26 protein-coding genes are annotated in these 23,929 nt (G+C 71.3%); 13 read left to right on the forward strand and 13 right to left on the reverse strand.

Going from position 1 to position 23,929, the window contains the following annotated elements:
* Positions 1–2 precede the first annotated feature (2 nt).
* From ispE to FD678_RS12305, 3 genes are read right to left on the reverse strand one after another with little or no spacing between them, the layout of a single operon-like run.
* Positions 3–872, reverse strand: a complete 870-nt coding sequence (gene ispE, locus FD678_RS12295) for a 4-(cytidine 5'-diphospho)-2-C-methyl-D-erythritol kinase (RefSeq protein ID WP_140723677.1) — start codon at positions 870–872, stop codon at positions 3–5.
* Positions 869–1,522: a lipoprotein insertase outer membrane protein LolB gene (lolB, locus tag FD678_RS12300; RefSeq protein ID WP_140723680.1), complete on the reverse strand. Its 654-nt coding sequence runs from the start codon at positions 1,520–1,522 to the stop codon at positions 869–871. Before lolB ends, ispE begins: the two co-directional genes overlap by 4 nt.
* Positions 1,519–3,087, reverse strand: a complete 1,569-nt coding sequence (locus FD678_RS12305) for a tetratricopeptide repeat protein (protein ID WP_218569671.1) — start codon at positions 3,085–3,087, stop codon at positions 1,519–1,521. The genes lolB and FD678_RS12305 overlap by 4 nt, the downstream gene beginning before the upstream one ends.
* Positions 3,088–3,256: 169 nt before the next feature.
* On the opposite strand from FD678_RS12305, the gene hemA reads away from it, so the two are divergent.
* The 5 genes from hemA (at position 3,257) to ppk2 (ending at position 8,967) form a co-directional block, all read left to right on the forward strand.
* Entirely contained in the window at positions 3,257–4,555 is a 1,299-nt protein-coding gene (gene hemA / locus FD678_RS12310) for a glutamyl-tRNA reductase (protein WP_140723686.1), read from the forward strand.
* A complete protein-coding gene (gene prfA, locus FD678_RS12315) occupies positions 4,533–5,618 on the forward strand; it encodes a peptide chain release factor 1 (protein WP_140723691.1) in 1,086 nt (361 codons plus the stop codon). Before hemA ends, prfA begins: the two co-directional genes overlap by 23 nt.
* A gap of 94 nt (positions 5,619–5,712) precedes the next feature.
* Positions 5,713–7,428, forward strand: a complete 1,716-nt coding sequence (locus FD678_RS12320; RefSeq protein ID WP_140723695.1) for an O-linked N-acetylglucosamine transferase, SPINDLY family protein — start codon at positions 5,713–5,715, stop codon at positions 7,426–7,428.
* A 211-nt stretch (positions 7,429–7,639) separates the two neighbouring features.
* Positions 7,640–8,158 carry a molybdenum cofactor biosynthesis protein B gene (gene moaB / locus FD678_RS12325; RefSeq protein ID WP_140723700.1) on the forward strand — a complete coding sequence of 173 codons (519 nt, stop codon included), beginning with the start codon at positions 7,640–7,642 and terminating at the stop codon, positions 8,156–8,158.
* Between the two features lie 26 nt (positions 8,159–8,184).
* On the forward strand, positions 8,185–8,967 hold the full coding sequence (gene ppk2 / locus FD678_RS12330; RefSeq protein ID WP_140723703.1) for a polyphosphate kinase 2: 783 nt from the start codon (positions 8,185–8,187) through the stop codon (positions 8,965–8,967).
* On the opposite strand, the gene FD678_RS12335 is transcribed toward ppk2, so the two are convergent.
* The 3 genes from FD678_RS12335 to FD678_RS12345 all read right to left on the reverse strand — a co-directional run bounded on the left by FD678_RS12335 (position 8,949) and on the right by FD678_RS12345 (position 11,918).
* Positions 8,949–9,956 (reverse strand): hypothetical protein, encoded by a 1,008-nt coding sequence (locus FD678_RS12335; RefSeq protein WP_140723707.1) that lies wholly within the window; start codon positions 9,954–9,956, stop codon positions 8,949–8,951. The two genes, ppk2 and FD678_RS12335, sit on opposite strands and share 19 nt — an antisense overlap.
* Before the next feature lie 133 nt (positions 9,957–10,089).
* Entirely contained in the window at positions 10,090–10,662 is a 573-nt protein-coding gene (locus FD678_RS12340) for a TlpA family protein disulfide reductase (RefSeq protein ID WP_140723710.1), read from the reverse strand.
* Positions 10,659–11,918, reverse strand: coding sequence for a YihY family inner membrane protein (locus tag FD678_RS12345; RefSeq protein WP_177497758.1), 1,260 nt, complete (start codon positions 11,916–11,918; stop codon positions 10,659–10,661). The genes FD678_RS12340 and FD678_RS12345 overlap by 4 nt, the downstream gene beginning before the upstream one ends.
* Before the next feature lie 107 nt (positions 11,919–12,025).
* Between FD678_RS12345 and wrbA the strand changes: the two genes are divergently transcribed.
* From wrbA to FD678_RS12360, 3 genes are all read left to right on the forward strand, one after another.
* The gene (gene wrbA / locus FD678_RS12350) at positions 12,026–12,622 is read left to right on the forward strand and encodes an NAD(P)H:quinone oxidoreductase (protein WP_140723716.1); all 597 of its coding nucleotides are present in this window, start codon (positions 12,026–12,028) and stop codon (positions 12,620–12,622) included.
* Positions 12,619–12,960, forward strand: a complete 342-nt coding sequence (locus FD678_RS12355) for a DUF2069 domain-containing protein (RefSeq protein WP_140723719.1) — start codon at positions 12,619–12,621, stop codon at positions 12,958–12,960. Before wrbA ends, FD678_RS12355 begins: the two co-directional genes overlap by 4 nt.
* 94 nt (positions 12,961–13,054) lie before the next feature.
* Positions 13,055–13,540 (forward strand): asparaginase domain-containing protein, encoded by a 486-nt coding sequence (locus FD678_RS12360; RefSeq protein WP_140723722.1) that lies wholly within the window; start codon positions 13,055–13,057, stop codon positions 13,538–13,540.
* A gap of 126 nt (positions 13,541–13,666) precedes the next feature.
* On the opposite strand, the gene FD678_RS12365 is transcribed toward FD678_RS12360, so the two are convergent.
* The 3 genes from FD678_RS12365 to sufT all read right to left on the reverse strand — a co-directional run bounded on the left by FD678_RS12365 (position 13,667) and on the right by sufT (position 17,420).
* Positions 13,667–15,418 (reverse strand): S8 family peptidase, encoded by a 1,752-nt coding sequence (locus FD678_RS12365; RefSeq protein ID WP_140723725.1) that lies wholly within the window; start codon positions 15,416–15,418, stop codon positions 13,667–13,669.
* Between the two features lie 312 nt (positions 15,419–15,730).
* Entirely contained in the window at positions 15,731–16,816 is a 1,086-nt protein-coding gene (locus tag FD678_RS12370) for a branched-chain amino acid aminotransferase (protein ID WP_140723728.1), read from the reverse strand.
* 52 nt (positions 16,817–16,868) lie between these two features.
* Positions 16,869–17,420 carry a putative Fe-S cluster assembly protein SufT gene (gene sufT / locus FD678_RS12375; RefSeq protein WP_140723732.1) on the reverse strand — a complete coding sequence of 184 codons (552 nt, stop codon included), beginning with the start codon at positions 17,418–17,420 and terminating at the stop codon, positions 16,869–16,871.
* A 174-nt stretch (positions 17,421–17,594) separates the two neighbouring features.
* Between sufT and FD678_RS12380 the strand changes: the two genes are divergently transcribed.
* Positions 17,595–18,014 carry a hypothetical protein gene (locus FD678_RS12380; RefSeq protein WP_140723736.1) on the forward strand — a complete coding sequence of 140 codons (420 nt, stop codon included), beginning with the start codon at positions 17,595–17,597 and terminating at the stop codon, positions 18,012–18,014.
* 18 nt (positions 18,015–18,032) lie between these two features.
* On the opposite strand, the gene FD678_RS12385 is transcribed toward FD678_RS12380, so the two are convergent.
* The 3 genes from FD678_RS12385 to FD678_RS12395 all read right to left on the reverse strand — a co-directional run bounded on the left by FD678_RS12385 (position 18,033) and on the right by FD678_RS12395 (position 20,531).
* A complete protein-coding gene (locus tag FD678_RS12385; protein ID WP_177497760.1) occupies positions 18,033–18,656 on the reverse strand; it encodes a DUF4410 domain-containing protein in 624 nt (207 codons plus the stop codon).
* Positions 18,657–18,768: 112 nt separating this feature from the next.
* Positions 18,769–20,220: an NAD(P)(+) transhydrogenase (Re/Si-specific) subunit beta gene (locus tag FD678_RS12390; protein WP_218569705.1), complete on the reverse strand. Its 1,452-nt coding sequence runs from the start codon at positions 20,218–20,220 to the stop codon at positions 18,769–18,771.
* Positions 20,221–20,222: 2 nt separating this feature from the next.
* On the reverse strand, positions 20,223–20,531 hold the full coding sequence (locus FD678_RS12395; RefSeq protein ID WP_140723745.1) for an NAD(P) transhydrogenase subunit alpha: 309 nt from the start codon (positions 20,529–20,531) through the stop codon (positions 20,223–20,225).
* 145 nt (positions 20,532–20,676) lie between these two features.
* Between FD678_RS12395 and FD678_RS12400 the strand changes: the two genes are divergently transcribed.
* The 4 genes from FD678_RS12400 (at position 20,677) to FD678_RS12415 (ending at position 22,399) form a co-directional block, all read left to right on the forward strand.
* The gene (locus FD678_RS12400; protein WP_218569672.1) at positions 20,677–21,234 is read left to right on the forward strand and encodes an RNA polymerase sigma factor; all 558 of its coding nucleotides are present in this window, start codon (positions 20,677–20,679) and stop codon (positions 21,232–21,234) included.
* Positions 21,234–21,578 carry a hypothetical protein gene (locus FD678_RS12405; RefSeq protein ID WP_140723751.1) on the forward strand — a complete coding sequence of 115 codons (345 nt, stop codon included), beginning with the start codon at positions 21,234–21,236 and terminating at the stop codon, positions 21,576–21,578. The genes FD678_RS12400 and FD678_RS12405 overlap by 1 nt, the downstream gene beginning before the upstream one ends.
* A gap of 5 nt (positions 21,579–21,583) precedes the next feature.
* The gene (locus FD678_RS12410; RefSeq protein ID WP_177497764.1) at positions 21,584–22,048 is read left to right on the forward strand and encodes a DUF3106 domain-containing protein; all 465 of its coding nucleotides are present in this window, start codon (positions 21,584–21,586) and stop codon (positions 22,046–22,048) included.
* Between the two features lie 108 nt (positions 22,049–22,156).
* Positions 22,157–22,399, forward strand: coding sequence for a hypothetical protein (locus FD678_RS12415; protein WP_177497766.1), 243 nt, complete (start codon positions 22,157–22,159; stop codon positions 22,397–22,399).
* A gap of 367 nt (positions 22,400–22,766) precedes the next feature.
* Here FD678_RS12415 and FD678_RS12420 read toward each other — a convergent pair whose 3' ends face one another.
* Complete coding sequence (locus FD678_RS12420) at positions 22,767–23,846, reverse strand: NAD(P) transhydrogenase subunit alpha (protein ID WP_140723760.1); 1,080 nt, start codon at positions 23,844–23,846, stop codon at positions 22,767–22,769.
* Positions 23,847–23,929 lie beyond the last annotated feature (83 nt).

The following is a 23,929-nucleotide window of genomic DNA, read 5'->3' on the forward strand; positions in this document are numbered from 1 at the left end:
CATCAAAGCTGCATCGTTTCCAGCGCGGCGAGCAGCGGCGAGCGCACGACGCCCTCCGCCACCCACGCATCCAGGCCGTCCGGCAATGCGACCCGCGCCCGCTCTGCGGCGTCGCGCGTGTCGAATTCGACGAAGCAGCCGCTGCCCGACCCGGTCAGACGCGGTCGCCCGACCCTCGACAGCGCCTGGAACGCGGCTTCCACCGCGGGTTCCCGGCGACGCAGGACCGGTTCGAACGCATTGCCGAGCAAGGCCCCGGAAGCGAAGTCCGCTATTTTCGCGGGCGCGGCATCCCGCGTCAAATCCGGGGACCGGAAAAGTTCAGGGGTCGGGACATGCACGCCGGGATTCACGAGCAGGTACGCCGCCGCCGGCAGGTCGATGGGCGCCAGCCGCTCGCCGATCCCCTCGGCCCAGGCGTTGTGGCCGCGCACGAACACCGGCACGTCGGCCCCGAGCCGCAGCCCGAGGGCGGCCAGCGCGTCCTCGTCCAGGCCGGTGCCCCAGAGCGCATTCAGCGCCACCAGCACCGTCGCCGCATCCGAGGAACCGCCGCCAAAGCCGCCGCCCGCGGGAATGCGCTTTTGGACGCGGATGTCGGCACCTAGCGCGCAATTGGACGCAGATTGCAGCAATCTTGCCGCGCGCACCATCAGGTCGTCGGCCTCGGCGACCCCGGCCACGGACTCGCCTTCGCGCCGGACCAGGCCGTCGGCGCGGACGCGCAGGTGCACGGTATCGCCCCAGTCCAGCAGGCGGAACACGGTCTGCAACAGGTGGTAGCCGTCGGCGCGGCGCCCGGTGATGTGCAGGAACAGGTTCAACTTGGCCGGCGCGGGCCACGCCGACCAGGCACGCTCGGCGGTACTCATTGCGCGGGGATGTCCCACTGGTCGAGCATCAGCCTGACCTTGGCGTCGCCGCTGCCCGCCTCGATCCGGCGCGGCAGGGCCGGGCGGCCGTCCTGGGCCGGGTACCACTCCAGGAATTCGATGGTCCAGCCCTGTTGGCGCAGCGTCCGCGGCCGGCCGTCGGCGTCGAAGTCGACCTCGCCCTGCCCCTCGGCCACCTGCCCGCGCACCCAGCCGGGCAGCTGGTTGACGGGGATCCGCCAGCCGGTGGCTTCCAGCAGCACCTGCTCGGCGTCGGCGCCCGCGCGCGGGCCGCCGGCCAAGCCTTCCAGGCGGCCGCTCCCCGTGCGCAGGTCGCCGTCCAGGGTCCAGCTCTGGCGGGTCACCGGCGCGCTGAGCTGGATCCGGTAGACCTCGCCCCGCTGCTGCCAGTCGACCCGGCCGCTGCCGCCGTTGCGGCCCTTGGCGATCGCCGCGCGCCCCTGGAACGACCAGTCCGGATGCGCCGCCAGCCAGGCCTGGCGCTCCGCCTCGGCCTGGCGCGCCTCGGGCGGGACGTGCTCCACCACCTGCCCGGCCACGGGCGCCGGGCCGCGCGGCATCGTCGAGCACGCGGCGAGCGCGAGCATGGCCGCCAGCACCGGCAGCCGCGGCAGGATCGCACGGTTCATGGGCCCAGCTTCTCCTCGGCGCGCTTCAGCGCGCGATTGTCGGGGTCGAGCTTGCGCGCCTCGTCGAAGTAGCGCCGGGCCTCGTCGCGGTCGCCGCCGACCCACAGCACCTCGCCGATGTGGGCAGCGATCTCCGGGTCCTTGAACAGGCTCCAGGCCCGGCGCAGTTGCACCAGCGCCTCGCGGGTGCGGCCCATGCGGTACAGCACCCAGCCGTAGCTGTCGATGATCGCGGCATTGTCCGGGTCCGCCGTGCGGGCGCGGTCGATCAGCGCCAGCGCCTCCTTGTAGCGGGTGGTGCGGTCGGCCAGGGTGTAGCCGAGCGCATTCAGCGCGGCCACGTTCTCCGGCTCGGAGACCAGGATCTTGCGCAGGTCGGCCTCGGCGCGGGCGATGTCGTCGCGGCGCTCCCAGGCCAGCCCGCGCGCGTACAGCAGCGCGCTGTCGTCCGGGTAGGCCGCCAGGCCGCGCGCGAACACATCCAGCTCGCCGGCGTCGTCGCCGTCGCGCTGGCGCAGCTCGGCCTCCAGTAGGTAGGCGTCGCGGCGGGCATCGTCGTCCGCGTCGGCATCGGCCTGCAGCGCGTGGACCTGGTCGAACGCCTCCTGCTTGCGGCCCAGCTCGAACAACGCGCTGGCCGCCCGCAGTTGCGCTTCGCTGCGCAGCGGCCCGCCGGGCACGCCGCGATACCAGTCCACGGCCTCGGCATAGCGCTTGAGGTACTCGGCGATCTTGCCGAGCAGCAGGCGGCGGTCCGGCTGCGGCTTGTCGGAATCGGCCTTGAGCTCCTCGTACAGCGCGACCAGGCCCGGGTTGTCCTGCTTCTTGGCCAGCAGCGAGGCGCGCAGGCCGTAGGTCTGGGTGTCCTGCGGGCCGACCGCGAGCACGCGCGCGGCGTCGGACACGTCGCCCATCGCGTCGTAGGCCAGCGCCAGCGCGCCGCGCAGGTCCGAATCGTTCGCCGCCTTCGGCTCGACCCCCTTCAGCAAGGCCAGCGCCTCGTCGCGGCGGCCCGCCTGGCTGAGCTGGTTGGCGTGCAGCAGGGCCACGCGCGGCTCGTTCGGGAAGCGGCGCACGACCTCGCCGATGATGCGCTGGGTCAGCTCCGGCCTTTCCATCCGCAGCGCCAGGCGCCCGAACTCCTGCCAGGCCTCGATCCGGTTGGGAATCGCGCCGGCCTTGACCAGCTCGTCCAGCGCCTTGGCCGAGACGTCAGGGTCGCGCGAGTTGGCCAGCGCCACCAGGGCGAAGCGCCAGCCGCGCGGGTCGGGATCGCGCAGCAGCGCCAGCAGGTCGCGGCGCGCCAGCCGCAGCTCGCCCTTGCGCAGCGCCAGCGACGCCTCGGTGCTGCGCATCGCCAGCGATTCCGGGGCGCGCTGGCGCCACAGCGCCAGCGCCTCGGTCGCGCGCGCGTCGTCGTTGGCCAGCATCGCGATCCGGGTGGCGCGCTCGGCCAGCCCGGCATCGCCGGCCTCGGCCTGGGCGGCCTGCAGGTACCAGCGCGAGGCGTCGTCCAACTGGCCCGCCTGCAGGGCGAATTCGCCGGCGAGCACCGGCTCCAGCACGCCGCTTCCGGTCGCGGGGGCCGTTCGCGCGGGGGCCGCCCAGGCCGCGCAGGCCAATGAAAGCAGCAGGGGAACACTCAGGATGCGAATCGATACGGGCATCGGATACGACCGGGCCGTAAAATGGTGGCCCTGAATGGCCAGCAGCTTATCGCAAGCGACTGAACGAATGACGTTGTGGGTGCTCGGACTGAACCACCAGAGCGCGCCGGTGGACCTGCGCGAACGCGCTGCGTTCAGCGGCGATACGCTGCCGGGCGCGCTGGCGTCGCTGCGCGCGCTGCCCGAGGTCGACGAGGCCGCCCTGCTGTCCACCTGCAACCGCACCGAGCTGTACGCGATCGCCCGCGACCCGCGGGCGCTGGCGCAATGGCTGGACGGCCATGCCCCGGGCCTGTCGGGCTACCTGTACCAGCACCATGACGCCGCCGCCGTGCGCCACCTGTTCCGGGTCGCGACCGGGCTGGATTCGATGGTGCTGGGCGAACCGCAGATCCTGGGCCAGGTGAAGGACGCCTGGGCGGTCGCGCGCGCCCATGGCGCGCTCGGCAGTCGCCTGGACCGGCTGTTCCAGCAGGCCTTCTCGGTCGCCAAGCGCGCCCGCACCGACACCCGGGTGGGCGCCAATCCGGTCTCGGTGGCCTCCACCGCGGTGCGGCTGGCGCAGGAATCGTTCGCGCGACTGAGCGAATCGACGGTGCTGCTGGTCGGCGCCGGCGAAACCATCGAGCTGGCCGCCAAGCACCTGAGCGAGGGCCGGGTGCGCCGGCTGCTGATCGCCAACCGTACCCTCGCCCATGCCCAGGCGCTGGCCAGCCAGCACGGCGGCTATGCGCTGCCGCTGGACGAGCTGGAGCGCCACCTGGCCGAGGCCGACGTGGTGTTCTCGGCCACCGCCAGCCCGGCGCCGGTGGTGAAGCGCGCCCAGGTCGAGCAGGCGCTGCGGCAACGCAAGCGCAAGCCGATGCTGCTGTTCGACCTGGCGGTACCGCGCGACATCGAGCCCGAGGTGGCGCAGCTGGCCGATGCCTTCCTCTACACCGTGGACGACCTGGAGCGCGCGGTCGAGGACAACCGCCGCAGCCGCCGCGAGGCGGCCAACGCCGCCGAGGAGATCATCGACCTGCAGGTGGCGCGCTACGTCGAGATCCTGCAGGCCGGCGGCCGCCAGGCGCCGCTCAAGCGCCTGCGCGCCTTCGGCGACAGCACCCGCGACGAACTGCTGGGCAAGGCCCGGCAGCAACTGGCCAACGGCAAGCCCGCCGAGGAGGTGCTGGAGCTGCTGGCGCATTCACTGACCAACCGCCTGCTGCACCCGCCGACCGCGGCGCTGCGCGAGGCCGCGCTCAGCGGCGACGCCGAGCTGACCCGCGCCGCCGACCGGCTGTTCCCGGAAAAGCCGGGCTACCGCCACCCCGACATCAACACCCCGATCGTGAGGACCGATGACGCCGACCCTGCGCCGTAAGCTGGAAGCGCTGGCCGAGCGCCGCGAAGAACTCGAACGCCTGCTCTCCGACCCGGACGTGGTCGGCGACAACGAACGTTTCCGCAGCCTGTCGCGCGAATTCGCGCAGCTCGAACCCGTGGCCGCCGCGCTGGCCGAGGAAGCCCGCGCCAAGGCCGACCTGGCCGCCGCCGAGGCGATGCGCGCCGATCCTGAAATGCGCGAGCTGGCCGAGGAGGAGATCGCCGCCGCGCAAGCCCGCCTGGCCGAGCTGGAGCAGCGGTTGCTGTTGCTGCTGGTGCCGCAGGACCCGCGCGACGAGGGCAACCTGTTCCTGGAAGTGCGCGCCGGCACCGGCGGCGACGAGGCCGCGATCTTCGCCGGCGACCTGTTCCGCATGTACGCGCGCTATGCCGAGCGCCAGGGCTGGAAGGTCGAGGTCGAGTCGGACAATCCCGGCGAGCACGGCGGCTACAAGGAGATCGTCGCGCGCATCGTCGGCCGCGGCGCGTACTCGAAGCTGAAGTTCGAATCCGGCACCCATCGCGTGCAGCGCGTGCCGGCGACGGAGTCGCAAGGGCGCATCCACACGTCGGCGGCGACGGTGGCGATCATCCCCGAGGCCGACGAGATCGAGGAGATCGAGATCAACCCGGCCGACCTGAAGATCGACACGTTCCGCTCCTCCGGCGCGGGCGGGCAGCACGTCAACAAGACCGAGTCGGCGATCCGCATCACCCATATCCCGACCGGCGTGGTCGTGGAATGCCAGACCGAGCGCAGCCAGCACGCCAACCGCGACAAGGCGATGAAGCGGCTGAAGGCGCAGCTGGTCGAGACCGAACGCAGCAAGCAGGCCGCCGCCGAGGCGCAGACCCGCAAGCTGCAGGTCGGCAGCGGCGACCGCAGCCAGCGCATCCGCACCTACAACTTCCCGCAGGGGCGGATCACCGACCATCGCGTCGAGGGCCTGACCCTGTACGACCTGCCCAACATCATCGAGGGCGACCTGGACGGCCTGGTCGAGCGGCTGCTGCACGAGCACCAGGCCGACGAACTGGCGCGGCTGGCCGAGGGCACGTGAGCCGCCTCGCGCATCCCCCGCGGGAGCGGCTTCGGTCCCGGCACGGCCGGGCCGGCAAGGCGCCGGGAACGGGATTCCTGCCGCAAGCACGGCGATGAACGGCCACGACGCATCGCCGCCGGAAGTGCTGCAGCTGCGCGAGGCGGTCCGGCGCAATCCGCAGGATTTCGTCTCCTGGCTGATGCTGGGCGATGCCGAGATGGAGCGGGGAGCGGTCGCCGCCGGCGAGGCGGCGGTGCAGCGCGCGATGGCGCTGCGGCCGGGCCATCCGGAAGCGCTGGCCCGGCTCGGCCGGGTGCGCTGGATGCAGGGACGCCACCGCGAATCGGCCGACCTGCTGCGCCAGGCCGCCCGGCTGGCGCCGCAGCATCCGGGCATCGCGCTGTGGCTGGGCCACTCGCTGGAAGATGCCGGCGAAGCCGAGCCGGCCGCCGCGGCCTACGAGCATGCGCACCGGCTGCTGCCGGACGAACCGTACATCGCCGCGCACCTGTTGAACTGGCGCCGCAAGCTGTGCGACTGGCGCGACCTCGACGCGCTCTCGCGGCAGGTGCGCACGGCGATCGCCCGGCAGCGGCCCGGGGTGGAACCGTTCGCCTTCCTCAGCGAGGACGCCACGCCCGCCGAGCAACTGGCCTGCGCGCGCTTGCGCGCGGCGCCGCTGGCGCGCTCGGTCCGGCCCTTCCCGCCGGCCCGGGTGCGCGACGCGGGAGCGTTGCAGGCGGGATTCCTCTCCAACGGCTTCGGGGCGCATCCGACCGGGTTGTTGACGGTGGCCTTGTTCGAGGCATTGCAGCGGCGGCACGCCGGCACGCTGCAGGCGCACCTGTTCGCGCTCGACCGCGACGACGGCAGCGCGATCCGGCAACGGCTCGCCGCGGCCACGCGCCTGCACGACGTGGCCGGCCTGGACCACCTGCGCACGGCCGGGGCGATCCGCGAGCAAGGCATCGACGTGCTGATCGACCTGCGCGGCTGGGGCGGCGGCGGCGCGCCGGAAGTGCTGGCGCTGCGGCCGGCCCCGGTGCAGGTGAACTGGCTGGCCTATCCGGGCACCAGCGGCGCGCCATGGGTCGATTACGTGCTCGGCGACGCCTTCGCGCTGCCGCCCGCGCTGGAGCCGCACTACAGCGAACGCGTGTTGCGCCTGCCGCGCGCGTTCCAGCCATCGGACAACACCCGCGAAGTCGCCGAGCCCCCGCCGCGGCGCGACTGCGGGTTGCCCGGCGACGGTTTCGTGTTCTGCTGCTTCAACAACAGCTACAAGCTCAATCCGCGCAGCTTCGCGCGGATGTTGGCGGTGCTGCGCGAGGTCGAAGGCAGCGTGCTCTGGCTGCTGTCGGGGCCGGGGCAGGCCGATGCGCGCCTGCGGGCCGCGGCACAGGCCCAGGGCGTGGCGCCGCAGCGGCTGGTGTTCATGCCCAAGCTGCCGCATCCTCACTACCTGTCGCGCTACCGGCATGCCGGCCTGTTCCTCGACACCGCTCCGTACAACGCGCACACCACCGCCTCGGACGCGCTGTGGGCCGGCTGCCCGGTATTGACGGTCCCCGGGGCGAGCTTCGCCTCGCGCGTGGCCGGCAGCCTCAACCACCACCTCGGCCTGGACGCGCTGAACGTCGCCGACGACGCGGCCTTCGTCGCCATGGCCGTGCATCTGGCGCGCACGCCCGCCGCACTCTCGGCCGTGCGTGGGCGGCTGGAGGCGGAACGCCGCCGCGCCGGCGGGCTGTTCGACATGGACGCCTTCGCCGACGACTTCGTCGCGCTGCTGCAAGCCGCGACGAAAGCCCCGCCCCCCCCGGAATGACAAGGCGCGGGCGAAGCCGCGCCGCAGAGACCATCCGTGGCCGCATGGATGGACGCGTCGCCACGCGCCCGGCCGGAAACGATCCGGGCGTCGCCCGGATCGCCCGGCCACCCAATGCTTCGCCCGGCCCCCCATCCGCCCTGCGGGGCACCTTCTCCCGCGCGGGAAGGAAACACTGTCCCTGGTCCACTCGGCCCGCTAGGCTTCGCCCATGACCCACGCTCCCGACTTCATCCCGCTGCGCCTGTGCGTGCTGACCGTCTCCGACACCCGCACCCTGGCCGACGACAAGTCCGGCGACTATCTCGCCGCCGCGCTGGCCGAGGCCGGCCATGTGCTGCACGAGCGCGCGATCGCGCCGGACGACCGCTACCGGCTGCGCGCCATCGTCTCGGCCTGGATCGCCGATCCGGCCGTGGATGGCATCCTGGTCAGCGGCGGCACCGGCTTCACCGGCCGCGACAGCACGCCCGAGGCGCTGGACCCCCTGCTCGACAAGCTCATGCCGGGCTTCGGCGAGCTGTTCCGCGCGCTCAGCTTCGAGGAGATCGGCACGGCGTCGCTGCAATCGCGCGCGTTCGCCGGGCTGGCCAACGGCAGCTTCGTGTTCGGCCTGCCCGGCTCGACCTCCGCCTGCCGCACCGCATGGGAAAGGATCATCCGCGCCCAGCTCGATGCGCGCACCCGCCCCTGCAATCTCGCGACGCTGCGCCCGCGCCTGCGGGAATGACCCGCCCATCGCCACCGGAGAGCCGCATGCCTTCGCTCAAGGGAAAGGAATACAAGAAACTGCTCAAGCCGATGCAGCTGGAACTGGTGGCGATGGCGCGCTGGCTGCAGCACACCGGCCAGCGCGCGCTGGTGCTGTTCGAGGGCCGCGACACCGCTGGCAAGGGCGGCGCGATCCAGGCGGTCGCCGAGCACCTCAACCCGCGCCAGTGCCGGGTGGTGGCGCTGCCCAAGCCCAGCGACCGCGAGGCCACGCAGTGGTATTTCCAGCGCTACGTCGCGCACCTGCCGGCCGCCGGCGAACTCGTGCTGATGGACCGCAGCTGGTACAACCGCGCCGGCGTCGAACGGGTGATGGGCTACTGCACCGACGCGCAGTACCACGCGTTCCTGGAGCAGGCGCCGCGCTTCGAGCAGTTGCTGGTCGACGACGGCATCCTGCTGTTCAAGTACTGGCTCACGGTGGACCAGCGCGAGCAGGAAAAGCGCTTCGCCGAACGCCACCAGGACCCGCTCAAGGGCTGGAAGCTGTCGCCGGTCGACCTGCAGTCGCGCGAGAAGTACGCCGACTACACCCGGGCCCGCGAGGCGATGCTGCAGGCCACCCACACCGCGCACGCCCCGTGGACGCTGGTGGACTTCAACGACCAGAAGCGCGGTCGGCTCACGCTGATCCGCGACCTGCTCGACCGGATGCCGGACAGCTCCGTGCCCGACGACGAGCTGCCGCTGCCGCCGCTGCGCGGCAAACTGCACAAGGAGAAGTTCGGCGCGCTCGAGCCGATCGACGACTACGCGGCCGATCCCTGACCCAGCCGCGGCGGCGCCAGGGGCCGGGCGCGCTCGGCCGAATCGGCCAGCGCCACCAGCACGTCCAGGCTGTCGCGCAGCAGCGCGGCCATCCCGACGTGCAGCGGCCGCATCGCCTCCACGTAGCCGATCGCGTCCGTCTCCCCGTCCTGGCTCGCCCCATCGCAGCGCGAGAGCAGGAACGCGTCCAGCCGCACGCCACCGGCCAGCGCCACGCCCGCGGCGCGTTGCAGCCAGCCCGCCAGCGCCGTGCGGTATTCCTCGGCCAGCGCGTAGCCGACCTCGACCTGGTCCAGGTCGGCCTGGTCGTTCCAGGCCAGCGCCAGGACCACCTGCGAACGCGCCTCCAGGCCGCGCTCCTCGGCCGCCAGCGCCTGCAGTTCCGACAACCGCTGCCACTGCGCCAGCGCATCGGTACGCGACGCTTCCGGCAGCGCCTGCAGGGCGAAGGCGATGCGGCGCGCGAACAGTTCCGGCACCTCGGCCAGGACGGCAGGGCCTTGGTCGACCTCCAGCAGCAGCCGTTCGGTACGCAGCGCGGCCACGTCCGGCAGGCTGCCGTCCTCCAGTGCGCGCACCACGCCGCGATCGGACAGCTGCAATACCAGGTCGAGCCAGAGCAGGCGCCGCCACCGCGCTTCGCGCTCGGCCTGCGCGGCCAGCCAGTGCTCGCGCAATGCGTGCAGGCGATCGATGCAGGCCTGCCAGCCCGGCCCGTCCGCATCGGCCGAGGCCGGCTGCACCCTCAGCGGATCGAGCATGCCCTGCCCGAACCGCTGCCAGGCCGGCGATGCCGCCGGGGCAGGCCCCAGCCGCGGCTCGATCGAAGCCGGCAGCCCCGGCTCGTCGTCGTCCAGCGGCTCCATCGAGGATTGCAGGCACTGCTGCAGCCGGCGCAGCAGCCAGCCCGGAGCGGACGCCAGGGTCGCCCACAGCCCCCTTCCGAACAGCGGGACGGCGGCGACGAAACGATCGGCGGTCGGGTGCATGGCTCCTTAACCTCCCGTGCCCGGTGGGGGCGCGACAGGACGTTATCGGCCGACCGCGGAAAACTTTAGGGCCGCGGATCGCCAGGACCGGCCATCGGCCCGGCCCGGCACCGGGCCGGGCATGCGCCCCTGCTCAGCCCGCCTTTCCGCCGGCCGCGGCCACCGCGGCCTCGATGTCGTGCGCGGTGACCGGACCCAGGAACTGCTTGGCGACCTTGCCGTCCGGGTCGATCAGGTAGGTCATCGGCAGCCCGCGCGGCGTGGCGAAATCCTTGGGCGGGTCGTAGGTGTCGAGGATGGCGATCGGATACGACACCGGGTGCTCCTTCAGGAACGCCTGCATCTGCGCCGGCTCGATGTCCTCGTAGGCCAGGCCGACCACCTCGATGTTGTCGCGCATCGTGTGCAACGCCGACAGCTCGGGCATTTCCTTCAGGCACGGCGCGCACCAGGTCGCCCAGAAATTCACCACCACCCATTTGCCGCGATGCCCGGCCAGGTCGTAGCGGCCGCCATCGACCGTGGGCAGCGCCAGGGCCGGCCGTTCGGCGGTGGCCTGCACGACGCCGGCGGAAGGTGCCGCGGGCGCGTCCTGGTCCGCCGGCGCCTGCGCCGGGGCCGCGGCCTGCGTGGGCGCTTCCGGAGCGCGATTGCACGCCGCCAGTGCCATCAGGACCGGCAGGGCGAGGATCGAAAAACGGTTCATACGGATTCTCCGGGCAGGTGTCGGTAAATGTCGGCGACCGGGCGGTCCAGCTGCGCGCGCAGCGACAGCCGCAATTGGTCGAGCGCGCCGCCGGCGACGCGGCCGAGCGGGTCGTCGCTGCAGGGCAGCGGCCGCTCGTCCGCGGCGACGCGCAATCGGCAGCTCTCGTAGAGCTCGGCCAGGGTCACCTCGTCCAGGTCGCGCGCCAGCAGCCACTCGCCGCGCTCGTCGCGGCGCAGCAGGCGGATGCGCTGCAGCTCGCCCAGCAGCTCCTGCTGCAGCGCGTCGGTCAGCATCGGCTCCAGGCGCAGCATCGTGTCCTCGTCCAGCCCGCCGCCGTCGCGGCGCGCCAGCTGGAAACGCCCGAGCAGGCGCAGCAGGGCATAGAACTCGTACCCGGGCGGCACCCGCATCGCCACCGGCTGGTAGCGGAACGCGGCGATCGAGGACGCCAGCGAGGCGCCGAGCAGCACCGACACCCAGCTCAGGTAGATCCACAGCAGCAGGATCGGCAGCGCCGACATCGCGCCGTAGATGCGCTGGTAGGTCTGGAAGTTGCCCAGGTACAGGCCCATCCCCCACTTGACCGTCTCCAGGCTGGCCACCGCCAGCAGCGCGCCCGGCACCGCATGGCGCAGGCGCACGCTGTGCTGCGGCACCACCCGGTACACCAGCACGATGCCGGCGAATTCCACCAGCATCGGCGCCAGCCGCCACGCCGCGTGCGCCACCCACTTCCCCTCGGACGTGTGGAACAGCGGCAGCGCGAACACGTAGGCCGCCGTCGCCATCGACGCGGCCGCGAGCATGGTGCCGAGCGTGAGCACGGTCCAGTAGATCAGGAAGCGGGTGAACTTCGGCCGCGCCGAGGCCACGCGCCAGATCCGGTTGAAGGTCTGCTCGACGCTGTGCAGCGTGATCAGCAGCGAGGCCACCAGCGCGATCACGCCGGCCGCGGTGAAGGTGCCGACGTCGCTGAGCGAGTTGTTGATGAAGTCCTGCACCGAGCGCGCCGCGCCGGGCACGAAGTTGTTGAAGATGAAGTCGGTCAGCGCGCCCTGCCAGCGCTCGAACGCCGGGAACGCCGAGAGCACGCCGAACGCCACGATCGCCAGCGGCACCAGCGCGAACACCGTGGTGTAGGCCAGCGAGCCGGCCGCCTGGAACAGGCGGTCGTCGAGGAAGCGCTTCCACAGGAAACGGCCGAAGCTGGTCATGCGGGCGCGGTCGCGCAGCCGCTCCTTCCATTTTTCCATGGTGTCCCTGGGTGCACCGGGCTCCGTAGCGGATGGGCAAGCGTACCCGATGCACCGCGAAGCCCGCATCGCCGATACTGGACGTTCCCGGAGCGAATGGAAGGACGATGGCGGACATCCTGGTGCTGTACTACAGCCGTGGCGGCTCGGTGGCGCGGCTGGCGCGGCAGATCGCGCGCGGCATCGGCGAAGTGCCCGGCATGCAGGCGCGGCTGCGCACGGTGCCGCCGGTCTCGGCGCTGACCCAGCCGCTGGCGCCGCAGGTACCGGAAGAAGGCGCGCCGTACGTCTCCCCCGCCGACCTCGGCGAATGCGCCGGCGTGATCCTCGGCAGCCCCACCCGCTTCGGCAACATGGCCGCGCCGGTCAAGCACTTCCTCGACGGCCTGGGCGCCGAATGGGCCAACGGCACGCTCGCCGGCAAGCCCGCGGCGGTGTTCACCTCCACCGCCTCGATGCACGGCGGCCAGGAGTCCACGCTGCTGTCGATGCAGGTGCCGCTGCTGCACCACGGCTGCCTGATCGTCGGCATCCCCTTCACCGAGCCGGCCCTGAGCCACACCCGCAGCGGCGGCACGCCCTACGGCGCCAGCCATGTCGCCGGTGCCGCGGACGACCCGCAGCCGACCGACGACGAAGCGCAGCTGGCCCGTGCGCTCGGCCGGCGCGTGGCGGACATCGCGCGCAGGCTCGCCACGCCATGACCGCGCGCGCGCCCCGCCTGGCGCTGTGCGGCGCGCTGCTGGCGCTGGCAGCGCTGTACGTGGCCTGGTTCCACGACGACCGCCACCGCGTGGCGGCGCTGCTGGTGTTCGCGCTGCCGCCGCTGCTGCTGGCATGGCTGGCCTGGCGCGGCGCGCGCGCGCGCTTCTGGGCCGGCGTGCTGGCGCTGGCCTGGTTCAGCCATGGCGTGATGTCGGCCTGGAGCCACCCGGAAACCCGGGCGTTCGCGCTGGCCGAGGTCGCGCTGTCGCTCGTCGCGATCGGCGCGGCCAGCTGGCAGGGACTGCGCGCCCGGTTCGGCGGGCAGCGGCGGGGCTGAGCGCCCCGTACAGGCGGGACGGCGGCGACGGGCGCCCGGTATCATGTCGCCCCCCGCCGCCGCGCGCGACGGCCAAGATAGCCAGGAAACAAAGATGGACGAGCTCCTGATCGTCACCACCGGTGGCACGATCGACAAGATCTATTTCGACGACAAGTCCGACTACCAGATCGGCGATCCGCAGATCGGCATGATCCTGCGCGAGCTGGGCGTGACCTTCCGCTTCAGCGTGATCCCGATCCTGCGCAAGGACTCGCTGCACATCACCGAGGCCGACCGCGAGCTGATCCGCGCCACCATCGCCGCGCAGCCGACCCGCCACGTGCTGGTCACCCACGGCACCGACAGCATGGTGCAGACCGGCGAGGTGCTGAAGTCGATCCCGGACAAGACCATCGTGATGACCGGCGCGCTCAGCCCGGCGCGCTTCCGCGGTTCGGACGCCGAGTTCAACATCGGCTGCGCGATCGGCGCGGTGCAGAGCCTGCCGGCCGGCGTGTACATCGCGATGAACGGCCGCATCTGGGACCCGGCCAAGGTGCGCAAGAACGTCGCCGCCAACCGTTTCGAGGCGGCCTGATCCGGAGCGATCCGGGCGATTGGACGATCCTGCGGGAGGGACTTCGCTCGCGGCGCCTTGCCCGCGCACACGCTGCCCCGCCGTCCTGGCGGGGCAACATGCCGGCATCCCTGCCCTGCGACGTCGTCAGTAGGTCGCGGTCAGGGTGACGCCGGAGAAGGTGCTGTAGGCCTTCACGCGGATGTAGTACGTCCCGTTGACCGGCGAGTTGATCGTGCAGGTCTCGCTGTTGCCGCTCAGGTACGGCCGGCAGGTGTAGGCCGTGTCGGTCGGCGCGCTGCCCTGGCGCACGTACAGGTCGGCATCGCCGGTGCCGCCGCTGATCCGCACCGTCAGCGTGCTGCGGCCGGACGGCACCGCGATGGTGTAGTTCAGGTCCGAACCGGTGCTGGCCGACAGCCCGGTCACCGGCGTGCCGCTGGTCAGCGCGGTCCCGCCACCACCGCCACCACCGCCACCACCGCTGCCGCCCGACTTGGCCGCCGTCACCGCCGCGTTGGCGTCGAGCAGGCCCGCGCCGCAGCCTTGCGAGCAGCTGAAGCTGGCCGCGGTGCTCTTGATCGTCGACTCGACCTGCGCCGGGGTCAGCGGGCTCGGGGCGACCGACTGCATCAGCGCGACCACGCCGGCCACGTGCGGGCTCGCCATCGACGTGCCGTTGTAGGACGCGTAGCTGGCGCTGCCCGGCGAGGTGGTGCCCGAGTTGAGCGTGGACAGGATGCTCGAGCCCGGCGCGGAGATGTCGATGCCCGCGCCGTAGTTGGAGTAGCTCGCCTTGGCGCGCGAGGAGGTGGTGGCCGCCACCGCGATCACGTTGGAGCAGTTCGCCGGCACCGCGCCGGACACGTTGATGCTGTCGTTGCCCGCCGCGACCACGACCGTGGTGCCGCGCGAGACGGCGCTGTTGATCGCGTTCTGGTAGGTGCTCGAGCAGCTGCCGCTGCCGCCCAGCGACATGTTGATGACCTCGGCCGGGTTGGGGTTGGCCGGCACGCCGCTGACGGTGCCGCCGGAGGCCCACACGATCGCGTCGGTGATGTCCGAGGTGTAGCCGCCGCAGCGGCCGAGCACGCGCACCGGCACGATCTTGGCGTTGTAGGCGGTGCCCGCGACGCCGGTGCCGTTGTTGGTGACCGCGGCGATGGTGCCGGCCACGTGGGTGCCGTGCCAGCTCGAATTGGTCACCGGCGAGCCGCTGTAGCACTCGTTGGCCACCGGGTTCCAGTCGCCCGGGTCGGACGGGTCGGAGTCGCGCCCGTCGCCGTCGCGCGAGACGAAGGTGTCGCTGATGAAGTCGTAGCCCGGCAGGATGTTGGCGTTGAGGTCCGGGTGGCTGGTGATGCCGGTGTCGATCACCGCCACGACCACGCCCTGGCCGGTGGCCTGGTCCCAGGCCGGGCGCACGTTGATGCCGGCGGTGCCGGTACCGAACGCCCACTGCTCGGACAGCCGCGGGTCGTTGGGGGTCAGGGTCGGCCGCATCAGCTGGTCGACCTCCACGCTCAGCACGTTCGGATCGGCGGCGAGCTTGCGCATCAGCGTCTCGGCCTCGGCACGGTCGAGCGGGCGGTCGGCCTTGACCAGCTCCGGGCCGATCGCCAGCCGGCGCAGCTTGCTCAGGCCCAGCGCGCGGCCGTTCTTGGCCGGCAGCGCGCGCGCGGCGCTCTTCAGGGACGAGGTCAGCGCCGTGGCGCTGGCCTGCTCGGCACTGCCGTCGCGGTAGGTCACGATGAAGCGCTGGTGGGTCTGGGCAGAGTCCAGGCCGTCCAGGTGGACCTCGCCGGCCATCGCCGGGAAGGTCAGCAGCAGGGAGGTGAGTGCGGAAGCTCCCAGTACGGTCCAAGCGCGCGAACGCGGGTGGTGGTGCTTGGTGGACATCGAATTTCCTTTTCCAGAATGGAATGCCGGCAAGCGGCGTGGCCCCCGGCGGGCCGCCGCGACTGCCAGCGGCGGAGCACCGGAGCGTTCTGGATCGCCCCTGTTGTCGATCCATTCAGCACGCTAGCCGGCCTGCACGGAGCCGCACAATGGGTGCAAACGGTTTCCTTGATAACTATTTTCTATTCCGTGACAGGCAGCGCCAATTTTCTGGCTCGAGCCCGCAACGGTAGTCGAACGTCCGCAAATTTGCCGCTATCTATCACAAAAAACCCCGCCGGAGCGGGGTTCTTCGTCTTGCCGGGCCGTGCTTCAGCCGAGCCGCACCAGCCAGCCGTGGCGGTCGGGCAGGCGGCCGTACTGGATGTCGGTCAATTCCTTTCGCAGCGCCATCGTGACCTCGCCGGCCGGAGCGTTGATGTCGCCCACCGAGAAACCCTCGCCCTTCAGCTCGCCGATCGGGGTGACCACCGCCGCGGTACCGCAGGCGAACACCTCGGCGATCTCGCCGGAGGCCACGCCCTGCTTCCACTCGTCGATGGCGATCTTGCGCTCGACCACCTTCATGCCGCGGTCGCGCGCCAGCTGCAGGATGCTGTCGCGGGTGATGCCCTCCAGGATGCTGCCGGACAGCTCCGGGGTGACCAGCGTGCCGTCGCGGTAGACCAGGAACACGTTCATGCCGCCCAGCTCCTCCAGGTACTTGCCCTCGACCGGGTCGAGGAACAGCACCTGCGAGCAGCCCTGGGCATAGGCCTGCTGCTGCGGCAGCAGCGAGGCGGCGTAGTTGCCGCCGCACTTGGCCGCGCCGGTACCGCCCTTGGCGGCGCGCGCGTACTCGGTGGACAGCCAGATCGACACCGGCGCCACGCCCTTGGGGAAGTACGCCCCGGCCGGGCTGGCGATCACGTAGTAGGACGCCTTCTGCGCCGCGCGCACGCCCAGGAACGCCTCGTCGGCGATCATGAACGGACGGAAGTAGAGGCTGGTTTCCGGCGCCGAGGGCACCCAGCGCGCATCGACGGCGATCAGCTGCTTCAACGATTCGGTGAACAGTTCCACCGGCAGCTCCGGCAGCGCCAGGCGCTTGGCCGAGCGCTGCAGGCGCGCGCCGTTGGCCTCCGGGCGGAAGGTCCAGATCGAGCCGTCGGCGTGGCGGTAGGCCTTGATGCCCTCGAAGATCTCCTGGCCGTAGTGCAGCACCGAAGCGGCCGGATCGAGCTGCAACGGCCCGTACGGCCGTACCTCCGCCCCGTGCCAGCCCTCTTCCTTGTTCCAGGCGATGGCGACCATGTGGTCGGTGAAGTGCACGCCGAAGCCCGGCGCGGCCAGGATCGTGGACAGCTCGTCGGCCGTGCGCGGCGATGGGGAGGGGATCGTACGGAAGGAAACGGACACCGGAGGAATTCCTGTTTGCTGGCGGAAGTGATGGACGCCCGCGCGGCGGGCGTCAGAGCATCCCGGTTTCGAGCCGGGCGGCCTCGGACATCATATGCCGGCCCCACGGCGGGTCGAAGACCAGCTCGACGTCGGCCTCGGCCACGGTGGGGATCATCTCCAGCTTGCTGCGCACGTCGTCGACCAGGATCTCGCCCATGCCGCAGCCCGGCGCGGTCAGGGTCATCTTGACCTCCACCTTGCGCTCGCCGTCCTCGCGGTGGCTGAGCTGGACCTCGTACACCAGGCCCAGGTCGACGATGTTGAACGGGATTTCAGGATCGAAGCAGGTCCGCAATTGCTGCCAGACCAGCGCCTCGACCTCTTCGTCGCCGGCGTCGTCGGGCAGTTCCAGCCCCGGCGGCGGCTCCTTGCCGATCGCGTCGCCGTCCTTGCCGGCGATACGGAACAGGTTGCCCTCGACGAACACCGTATAGCTGCCACCCAGCGCCTGGGTGATGTAGCCGTAGCTGCCGGCGGGAAGGACGACCGAATCGCCCTGCGGGACCATCACGGCCTCGCAATCGCGTTCGAACTGGACGGGTTCGCTGCTGCGGGAATACATGTAGGGGAAATGGGGTCCGGCCCCCGGATGAGCAAGTCGTACATTTTAGGGCCTGATTCGAGCGCGGCCCATCGCGCCGCCGGAACGCTGTCGCGCGGCCATGCCATGACCTCCGGACGATGGGCGCCGGCGACGCCAGGCCTTATCCTGCCGGGCCGCTTCCAGGAACCGTCGATGCCCCCCAAGAACGCGTCCGCCAGGACCGCACACTGGCTCTGGCCCCCGTTGCTGCTGCTGGGGGGCGTCACCGCCGTGATCGCCTGGATGCTGGTGGCGCTGGCGACCGGCCGCCAGGCCGGCTGGATGGCCCCGTTCGCCGCCCTGGAGATCGCCTGGATGCTGCGGCTCGGCACGCTGCAGGCCGGCCGCGCGCGGACCGCGGTGGCCCTGCTGGCGACCGTCGCGGCGATCGCCGCGGCCAACTGGGGCATCGCCTCGGCCCAGATCGGCGCCGCCATGGGCCTGGATCCGTGGGCCTCGGCCCTGAAGATGGGTCCAGGCCTGGCCTGGACCCTGCTGTCGCTCGCCAACGGCGGCCTGGACTGGTTCTGCTACGTCGCCGCCCTGCTCGTGGCGGCGTGGGTCTCGCGCTGACCGGGTCCGGCGCGGCATTCAGCGCTTCCGCTTCAACGAGTCGCCGAGAAAATCGGCGACCTTCTCGGCGAAATCGCTGATCCCCTTGTCGGCCTGGCCTCCCAGCCAACCGCCGACCTTGCGGTCGGTGACCTCGCCCTCGCCGATCAGCGCGCCATCGGACTTGCGGGTCGCCCGTGCCGCGACCGAGAACTTCTGCGCACCGGCACCGAAGCCGACGAAGTAGCGCAGCGCCTGGTTGCCCTTCTTGAAGTCGACGATCCGTCCGTCCAGGACGATCGTCCGGCCCGGATCGGGACAGTACGATCCCGCACCACCCAACGTGGCCTTCAATCCCGGGATCGTCTCCGGAATGCTGCCAGCGACCCTGCGCTGGATCTCATCGAGCTTGTCCTGTGGAATGCCCGCCGCGCGGGCAGCCTTCTTGTCGGCGATGAAGCCAGTATCGGTCTCGAACCGCATCACTTCCACGCAATCGAAGCCCGCTCCAGGTTCCAGCTCTACCGGCCCGGCAGCGGACGGCGGCGGCGCCTCGGCCCGACCCATCTCCGCCGTCCCGGATGCGGCCCCGGGCACCGGTACCGCGACCTCCGCAGTCGCGGCGGCGCCCTCGGCCGCAACCTGTTCCTGTGCCAACGCCATCGGCGAAACGAGCGCCAACGCCCCGGCGCACGCGAGCGCGCGCCAAATCGTATTTTCCATGTTGTCCCCCTGTTGAGACGGCTGTCCGTGCATGCGCACGGACAGAGCATACCTAATGTCCGCCGCCGTCCAGCGCCTTCAGCTCGCCGACCAGTGCGCCGGCCGCCTCGGCGCCGTCGCCGTAGAGCATGCGGGTGTTGTCGGCGTAGAACAGCGCGTTCTCGATGCCGGCGAAGCCGGTGCCCTTGCCGCGCTTGATCACGACGACGTTCCTGGCGTTCACCACGTCCAGGATCGGCATGCCGTAGATCGGGCTGGAAGGATCGGTCCTGGCGACCGGGTTGACCACGTCGTTGGCGCCGATCACCAGCGCCACGTCGGTGACCGCGAACTCCGGGTTGATGTCGTCCATGTCGGCGATCAGGTCGTAGGGCACGCCCGCCTCGGCCAGCAGCACGTTCATGTGCCCCGGCATGCGGCCGGCCACCGGGTGGATCGCGAACTTCACCTTCACCCCGCGCTCGATCAGCCGCTGCGCCAGCTCCCAGATCTTGTGCTGCGCCTGCGCCACCGCCATGCCGTAGCCGGGCACGATCGCCACGCGCTCGGCGAAGGCCATCATCGCCGCCACGTCCGCCGCCTCGATCGGCTTCTGGCTGCCGGCGATCTCCGCGCCCTGCCCGCCGCCGCCGAAATTGGAGAACAGCACGTTGCGGATCGGCCGGTTCATCGCCTTGGCCATCAGCCGGGTCAGCAGGATGCCGGCCGCGCCGACCATCATGCCGGCGATGATCAGCGCCTCGTTGCCGAGCACGTAGCCCTCGAACGACACCGCCAGGCCGGTGAAGGCGTTGTACAGCGAGATCACCACCGGCATGTCGGCGCCGCCGATCGGCAGCGTCATCAGCACGCCCAGCGCGAGCGCGGCGACGAAGAACGCGACGATCGCCAGCGGTTGCAGGGCGACGGCCGCCCAGGCCCCCAGCGCCACCACCGCCAGCGCCACCAGCAGGTTGAACGCCTGCTGGCCGGGGAAGGTCACGCGCCGGTCCAGCCGGCCATCGAGCTTGGCCCAGGCGACGATCGAACCGGACAGCGACACCGCGCCGATCGCCGAGCCCACCACCGCCAGCGCCACCGTGGCGGCCGCCGGCTGGCGCGCCGCGAGATCGGCGATGGCCTGCGCGCTCCAGTGGCTGGTATCGCGGTGGGCGAGGAACGAGAACCGCAGCAGCTCGACCGCGCCGATCGCCGCGGCCGAGCCGCCGCCCATGCCGTTGTAGAGCGCGACCATCTGCGGCATGTCGGTGATCGCGACCTTGTTGGCCGACACCCAGGCCAGCGACGTCCCGATCGCCACCGCGGCGATGATCAGCGGCACGTTGTGCAGCTCGGGCAGGAAGAACGTGGCGGCCGTGGCGATCAGCATGCCCAGGCCGGCCCAGCGGATGCCGCTGCGCGCGGTCAGCGGCGAGGCCATGCGCTGCAGGCCGAGCAGGAACAGCGTCGCGGCGGCCGGGTAGCTGGCCTTGACCAGCCAGGAAAGCAGTTCGGCGGTGGACATGCTCACGCCTGGTCTCCCTTGCCGCCCGGCTTCTTGCTGGACTTGAACATCTCCAGCATGCGCTCGGTCACCACGTAGCCGCCGGCCGCGTTGGCCGCGCCGAGCGCCACCGCGAGGAAACCGAGGGTCTTCTCCAGCGTGGTGTCGGCGTGGCCGAGCACCACCATCGCGCCGATCAGCACGATGCCGTGGATGAAGTTCGACCCCGACATCAGCGGGGTGTGCAGGATCACCGGCACCCGCGAGATGATCACGTGGCCGGCGATGGCCGCCAGCATGAAGATGTACAGCGCTACGAACCCGTCGCTCATCGCGTTCCTCCGGTGGCCTGGGCCGGCCGGCGCCGGCCCGGCCGGCATCATAACCAGCCCGGGACACGCCGGTGGCGGGCTTGTCAACCCGGCCGGCGCCCATCCGTTTATCCCGTCATTCCATCCGGGAAGCTACGCTGTGCTGGTGGGCACCCCTCTCGATCCGCAATCGCACGCACCGCAGGCCGTCGCGCCGGCGTCGCTGGACGCGTTCCTGGCCGGCATCGGCCCGCGCGCGTTCCGTTTCGCCGAGGCCGGCCTGCGCCACCGCGAGGACGCGCTGGACGCGGTGCAGGACGCGATGGTCAGGCTGCTCGGCTACCGCGAGCGCCCCGCCGAGGAATGGACGCCGCTGTTCTGGAGCATCCTGCGCAGCCGCATCATCGACCTGCAGCGCCGGCGCAGCTTCCGGCTGAAGTTCTGGGCGCCGGCCGAGGAGCGCGACGAGGACAGCCGCATCGACTGGGCCGATGCCGGCGCTGGCCCGGCGCAGCAGCACGAGCAGCGCGAGGCGTATGCGCGCCTGGTCGCCGCGCTGCGCGCGCTGCCCGCCCGCCAGCGCGAGGCCTTCACCCTGCGCGTGCTGGAGGAACTGGACGTGGCGACCACCGCGCGCGTGATGGGCTGTTCGGAAGGTTCGGTGAAGACGCATCTTTCGCGCGCCCGCGAGGCACTGCAGAAGCAACTCGAGGAGTTCCGCTGATGAACGAGCATTCTTCTTCCCACGACGCCTTCGATGCGCGCATGCGGGAACTGCATGCGCGCGCGCTGGCGACGCTGCCTCCGCCGACCCTCGCCCGCCTGCGCGAGGCCCGCCAAGCGGGCGGGCGGCCGCGGCGGCTGCCTGCCTGGCTGCTGGCGACCGCGTGCTCGGCGGTGCTGGCGATCGGCTTCGGCCTGCAACTGCACCGCGGGGACCTTGGCCCGTCCGCGTTGCCGCAAGTGCCGGCCACGGCCGCGGCCACCGGCACCGACGACGACACGCTCGACCAGAATCCCGACCTGTACGTCTGGCTGGGTTCGGAAAACGCCCTAGCGATGGAATGACGACCATGAAGCATCCCGCCCGCCTCCCATCCCGTCTCCTGGGCGTGCTCCTGCTCGCCGCGGCCGCGCCGGCGCTGGCCCAGTCCGGTCCGCGCCTGCCCCCGCCGCCCCCGCCTCCGCCGGCCGAACCGCCGCTGCCGGACTGGGAACACCTCAGCCCGCAGCAGCGCGACAGCCTGGTCGGCGCCCTGCGCCAGCGCTGGAACGACCTGCCGGAACAGCGCCACAAGATGCTCCGGCACGCCGAGCGCTGGCAGAACATGACGCCCGAGCAGCGGCGCAAGGCCTCCGAAGGCATGCGCCGCTACGAGAACATGTCGCCGCAACAGCGGCGCCAGGCGAAAGTGCTGTTCCAGCAGATGCGCGACCTGCCCCCGGACCAGCGCGACGCCCTGCGCGACCGCTGGAAGTCGATGACGCCCGAACAGCGCGACGCCTGGGTCAAGGCCCATGCCGGCAACGACGAGTGAACCGCGCGCGAGATCGCCTGCGTAGCGGCTTGAAGCAATATCCGCGCATTGGATCCTTCGGATCGAGGCGCTGGGGTTTATGTCGACATCGCAGCGGCATTATTGCTGTTGCTGCTGTTGCTGCTGCTGTTGCTGTTGCTGTTGCTGTTGCTGTTGCTCGTGATTTTTCTTGAGCTTTTGACTTTGACTTATCGGCGCCCCTCCGAAGCGGCGGAGACGGCGGGAAAAACCCGAAGGGCGACGCGCATGGATGCACGTCGTTTTTCGCCGCGACAGGATGTCGCGTCGAAAAATCCCGCTGGCTCCGCGAACCCGCAGCGCGGCTGCGGGCGCGAAGGCGGGTGTGCTTGATCAGCCATTCGGCTGCTGTGAAGCGCTTCTTTTGGTTACTTTTCTTTGCACAAGCAAAGAAAAGTGACTCGCCGCAAGGCGAAAGCCGTTGCCGTTGCCGTTGCTGTCACTACAACGTAAAACCCACAAGCAAAGTCCCTGGATCCCCGCCTTCGCGGGGATGACGGTAGAGAGATTGCGCACGGCAGTGAGATTGCGTGGGCTGGACAGATAACATCAAAGACGCAGGGTCTTCGACCCCCGGCTATCGGACATAGCTCGATAGCACTCAGCGCTGCGCGAGCCAGTGGCCAGCAAGCAGCCGCCCTTCGCTCCGTCTAGGCGCGGGCGATGATGGAGAGGTCGCGTGAACGAAAGCGCAGCAATCTCACCCCACCCAACGCGTCCTCGCCAACAACTCGTCGTCCCAATCGAACCCGATCGCTCCATCCTTGAGGAACAGCGCGACGAAGTTGCAGACATTGCGCGCGAACATCTCGCTCGCGTGCACCGCCCCCATGCTGGCCAGGTCGAGCGGACCCGCCACCGTCACCCCGCCGACCTCCACCGTACGACCCGGCTCGGTCGCCTCGCAGTTGCCGCCGGTCTCCGCGGCCAGGTCCACGATCACGCTGCCGGGCCGCATCCCCGCCACCATCGCCGCGCTGACGATCTTCGGCGCTGACTTCCCCGGCACCGCCGCGGTGCACACCACCACGTCCACGCCCTTGAGGTGCTCCGCCAGCCGGCGCTGCTGCTCGGCCCGTTCCGAATCGGTGAGCTGGCGCGCATAACCGCCCTCGCCCGCCGCGCTCACGCCCAGGTCGAGGAACTTGCCGCCGAGCGACTCGATCTGCTCGCGCGTCTCCGGGCGCACGTCGAAGCCTTCCACCTGCGCCCCCAGCCGCCTGGCCGTGGCGATCGCCTGCAAGCCGGCCACGCCGGCGCCGACCACCAGCACCCTGCTCGGCCGGATCGTGCCCGCCGCGGTGGTCAGCATCGGGAAGAAGCGCGGCGCCAGCTGCGCGGCGATCAGCGTGGCCTTGTAGCCCGCCATGCCGGCCTGCGAGCTGAGCACGTCCATCGCCTGCGCGCGCGTGGTGCGCGGCAGCCTTTCCAGCGGGAACGCGGTGACGCCCTGCGCGCGCAGCGCCTCGCCGCGCGCGGGATCGGCATCCGGGTACAACATGCCGACCAGGCTCGCGCCGGGCTTGAGCCGCTGCAGCTGCGCCGGGTCGGGCGACTGCACGCACAGCACCAGGTCGGCCTGGGCGATCGCGTCCTCGGGAGCCGGCTCGGCGCCGACCTGGCGATAGAGGTCGTCGGGAATGCCCGCGCCGGCGCCGGCATCGGCCTGGACCCAGACGTTCGCGCCCAGCGCGACCAGCTTCCTCACCGTCTCCGGCGTCGCCGCCACGCGGCGCTCGCCCTCGGCCAGTTCCTTCAGCACCAACACCTGAACGGCCATGCCTTCCCCGGATGTCGACCCATGTCGGGGAGCGATGCTAGCAGAGCGATGGGAGGCCCCAGCGGCGCTTCCACCGGGACGAT

The organism is Pseudomonas sp. Hp2 (assembly GCF_006386585.1).
Lineage (GTDB): Bacteria > Pseudomonadota > Gammaproteobacteria > Xanthomonadales > Xanthomonadaceae > Pseudomonas_S > Pseudomonas_S boreopolis.

Coding starts and splice junctions, on each gene's coding strand:
- FD678_RS12340 (WP_140723710.1), bottom strand. CDS start 10,662: ATGAACCGTTTTTCGATCCTCGCCCTGCCGGTCCTGATGGCACTGGCG.
- FD678_RS12420 (WP_140723760.1), bottom strand. CDS start 23,846: ATGGCCGTTCAGGTGTTGGTGCTGAAGGAACTGGCCGAGGGCGAGCGC.
- hemA (WP_140723686.1), top strand. CDS start 3,257: ATGACGTTGTGGGTGCTCGGACTGAACCACCAGAGCGCGCCGGTGGAC.
- FD678_RS12365 (WP_140723725.1), bottom strand. CDS start 15,418: ATGTCCACCAAGCACCACCACCCGCGTTCGCGCGCTTGGACCGTACTG.
- ppk2 (WP_140723703.1), top strand. CDS start 8,185: ATGCCTTCGCTCAAGGGAAAGGAATACAAGAAACTGCTCAAGCCGATG.
- FD678_RS12385 (WP_177497760.1), bottom strand. CDS start 18,656: ATGGCGTTGGCACAGGAACAGGTTGCGGCCGAGGGCGCCGCCGCGACT.
- wrbA (WP_140723716.1), top strand. CDS start 12,026: ATGGCGGACATCCTGGTGCTGTACTACAGCCGTGGCGGCTCGGTGGCG.
- moaB (WP_140723700.1), top strand. CDS start 7,640: ATGACCCACGCTCCCGACTTCATCCCGCTGCGCCTGTGCGTGCTGACC.
- FD678_RS12355 (WP_140723719.1), top strand. CDS start 12,619: ATGACCGCGCGCGCGCCCCGCCTGGCGCTGTGCGGCGCGCTGCTGGCG.
- lolB (WP_140723680.1), bottom strand. CDS start 1,522: ATGAACCGTGCGATCCTGCCGCGGCTGCCGGTGCTGGCGGCCATGCTC.
- FD678_RS12405 (WP_140723751.1), top strand. CDS start 21,234: ATGAACGAGCATTCTTCTTCCCACGACGCCTTCGATGCGCGCATGCGG.
- FD678_RS12390 (WP_218569705.1), bottom strand. CDS start 20,220: ATGTCCACCGCCGAACTGCTTTCCTGGCTGGTCAAGGCCAGCTACCCG.
- FD678_RS12335 (WP_140723707.1), bottom strand. CDS start 9,956: ATGCACCCGACCGCCGATCGTTTCGTCGCCGCCGTCCCGCTGTTCGGA.
- sufT (WP_140723732.1), bottom strand. CDS start 17,420: ATGTATTCCCGCAGCAGCGAACCCGTCCAGTTCGAACGCGATTGCGAG.
- FD678_RS12360 (WP_140723722.1), top strand. CDS start 13,055: ATGGACGAGCTCCTGATCGTCACCACCGGTGGCACGATCGACAAGATC.
- FD678_RS12380 (WP_140723736.1), top strand. CDS start 17,595: ATGCCCCCCAAGAACGCGTCCGCCAGGACCGCACACTGGCTCTGGCCC.
- FD678_RS12320 (WP_140723695.1), top strand. CDS start 5,713: ATGAACGGCCACGACGCATCGCCGCCGGAAGTGCTGCAGCTGCGCGAG.
- FD678_RS12410 (WP_177497764.1), top strand. CDS start 21,584: ATGAAGCATCCCGCCCGCCTCCCATCCCGTCTCCTGGGCGTGCTCCTG.
- FD678_RS12395 (WP_140723745.1), bottom strand. CDS start 20,531: ATGAGCGACGGGTTCGTAGCGCTGTACATCTTCATGCTGGCGGCCATC.
- ispE (WP_140723677.1), bottom strand. CDS start 872: ATGAGTACCGCCGAGCGTGCCTGGTCGGCGTGGCCCGCGCCGGCCAAG.
- FD678_RS12345 (WP_177497758.1), bottom strand. CDS start 11,918: ATGGAAAAATGGAAGGAGCGGCTGCGCGACCGCGCCCGCATGACCAGC.
- prfA (WP_140723691.1), top strand. CDS start 4,533: ATGACGCCGACCCTGCGCCGTAAGCTGGAAGCGCTGGCCGAGCGCCGC.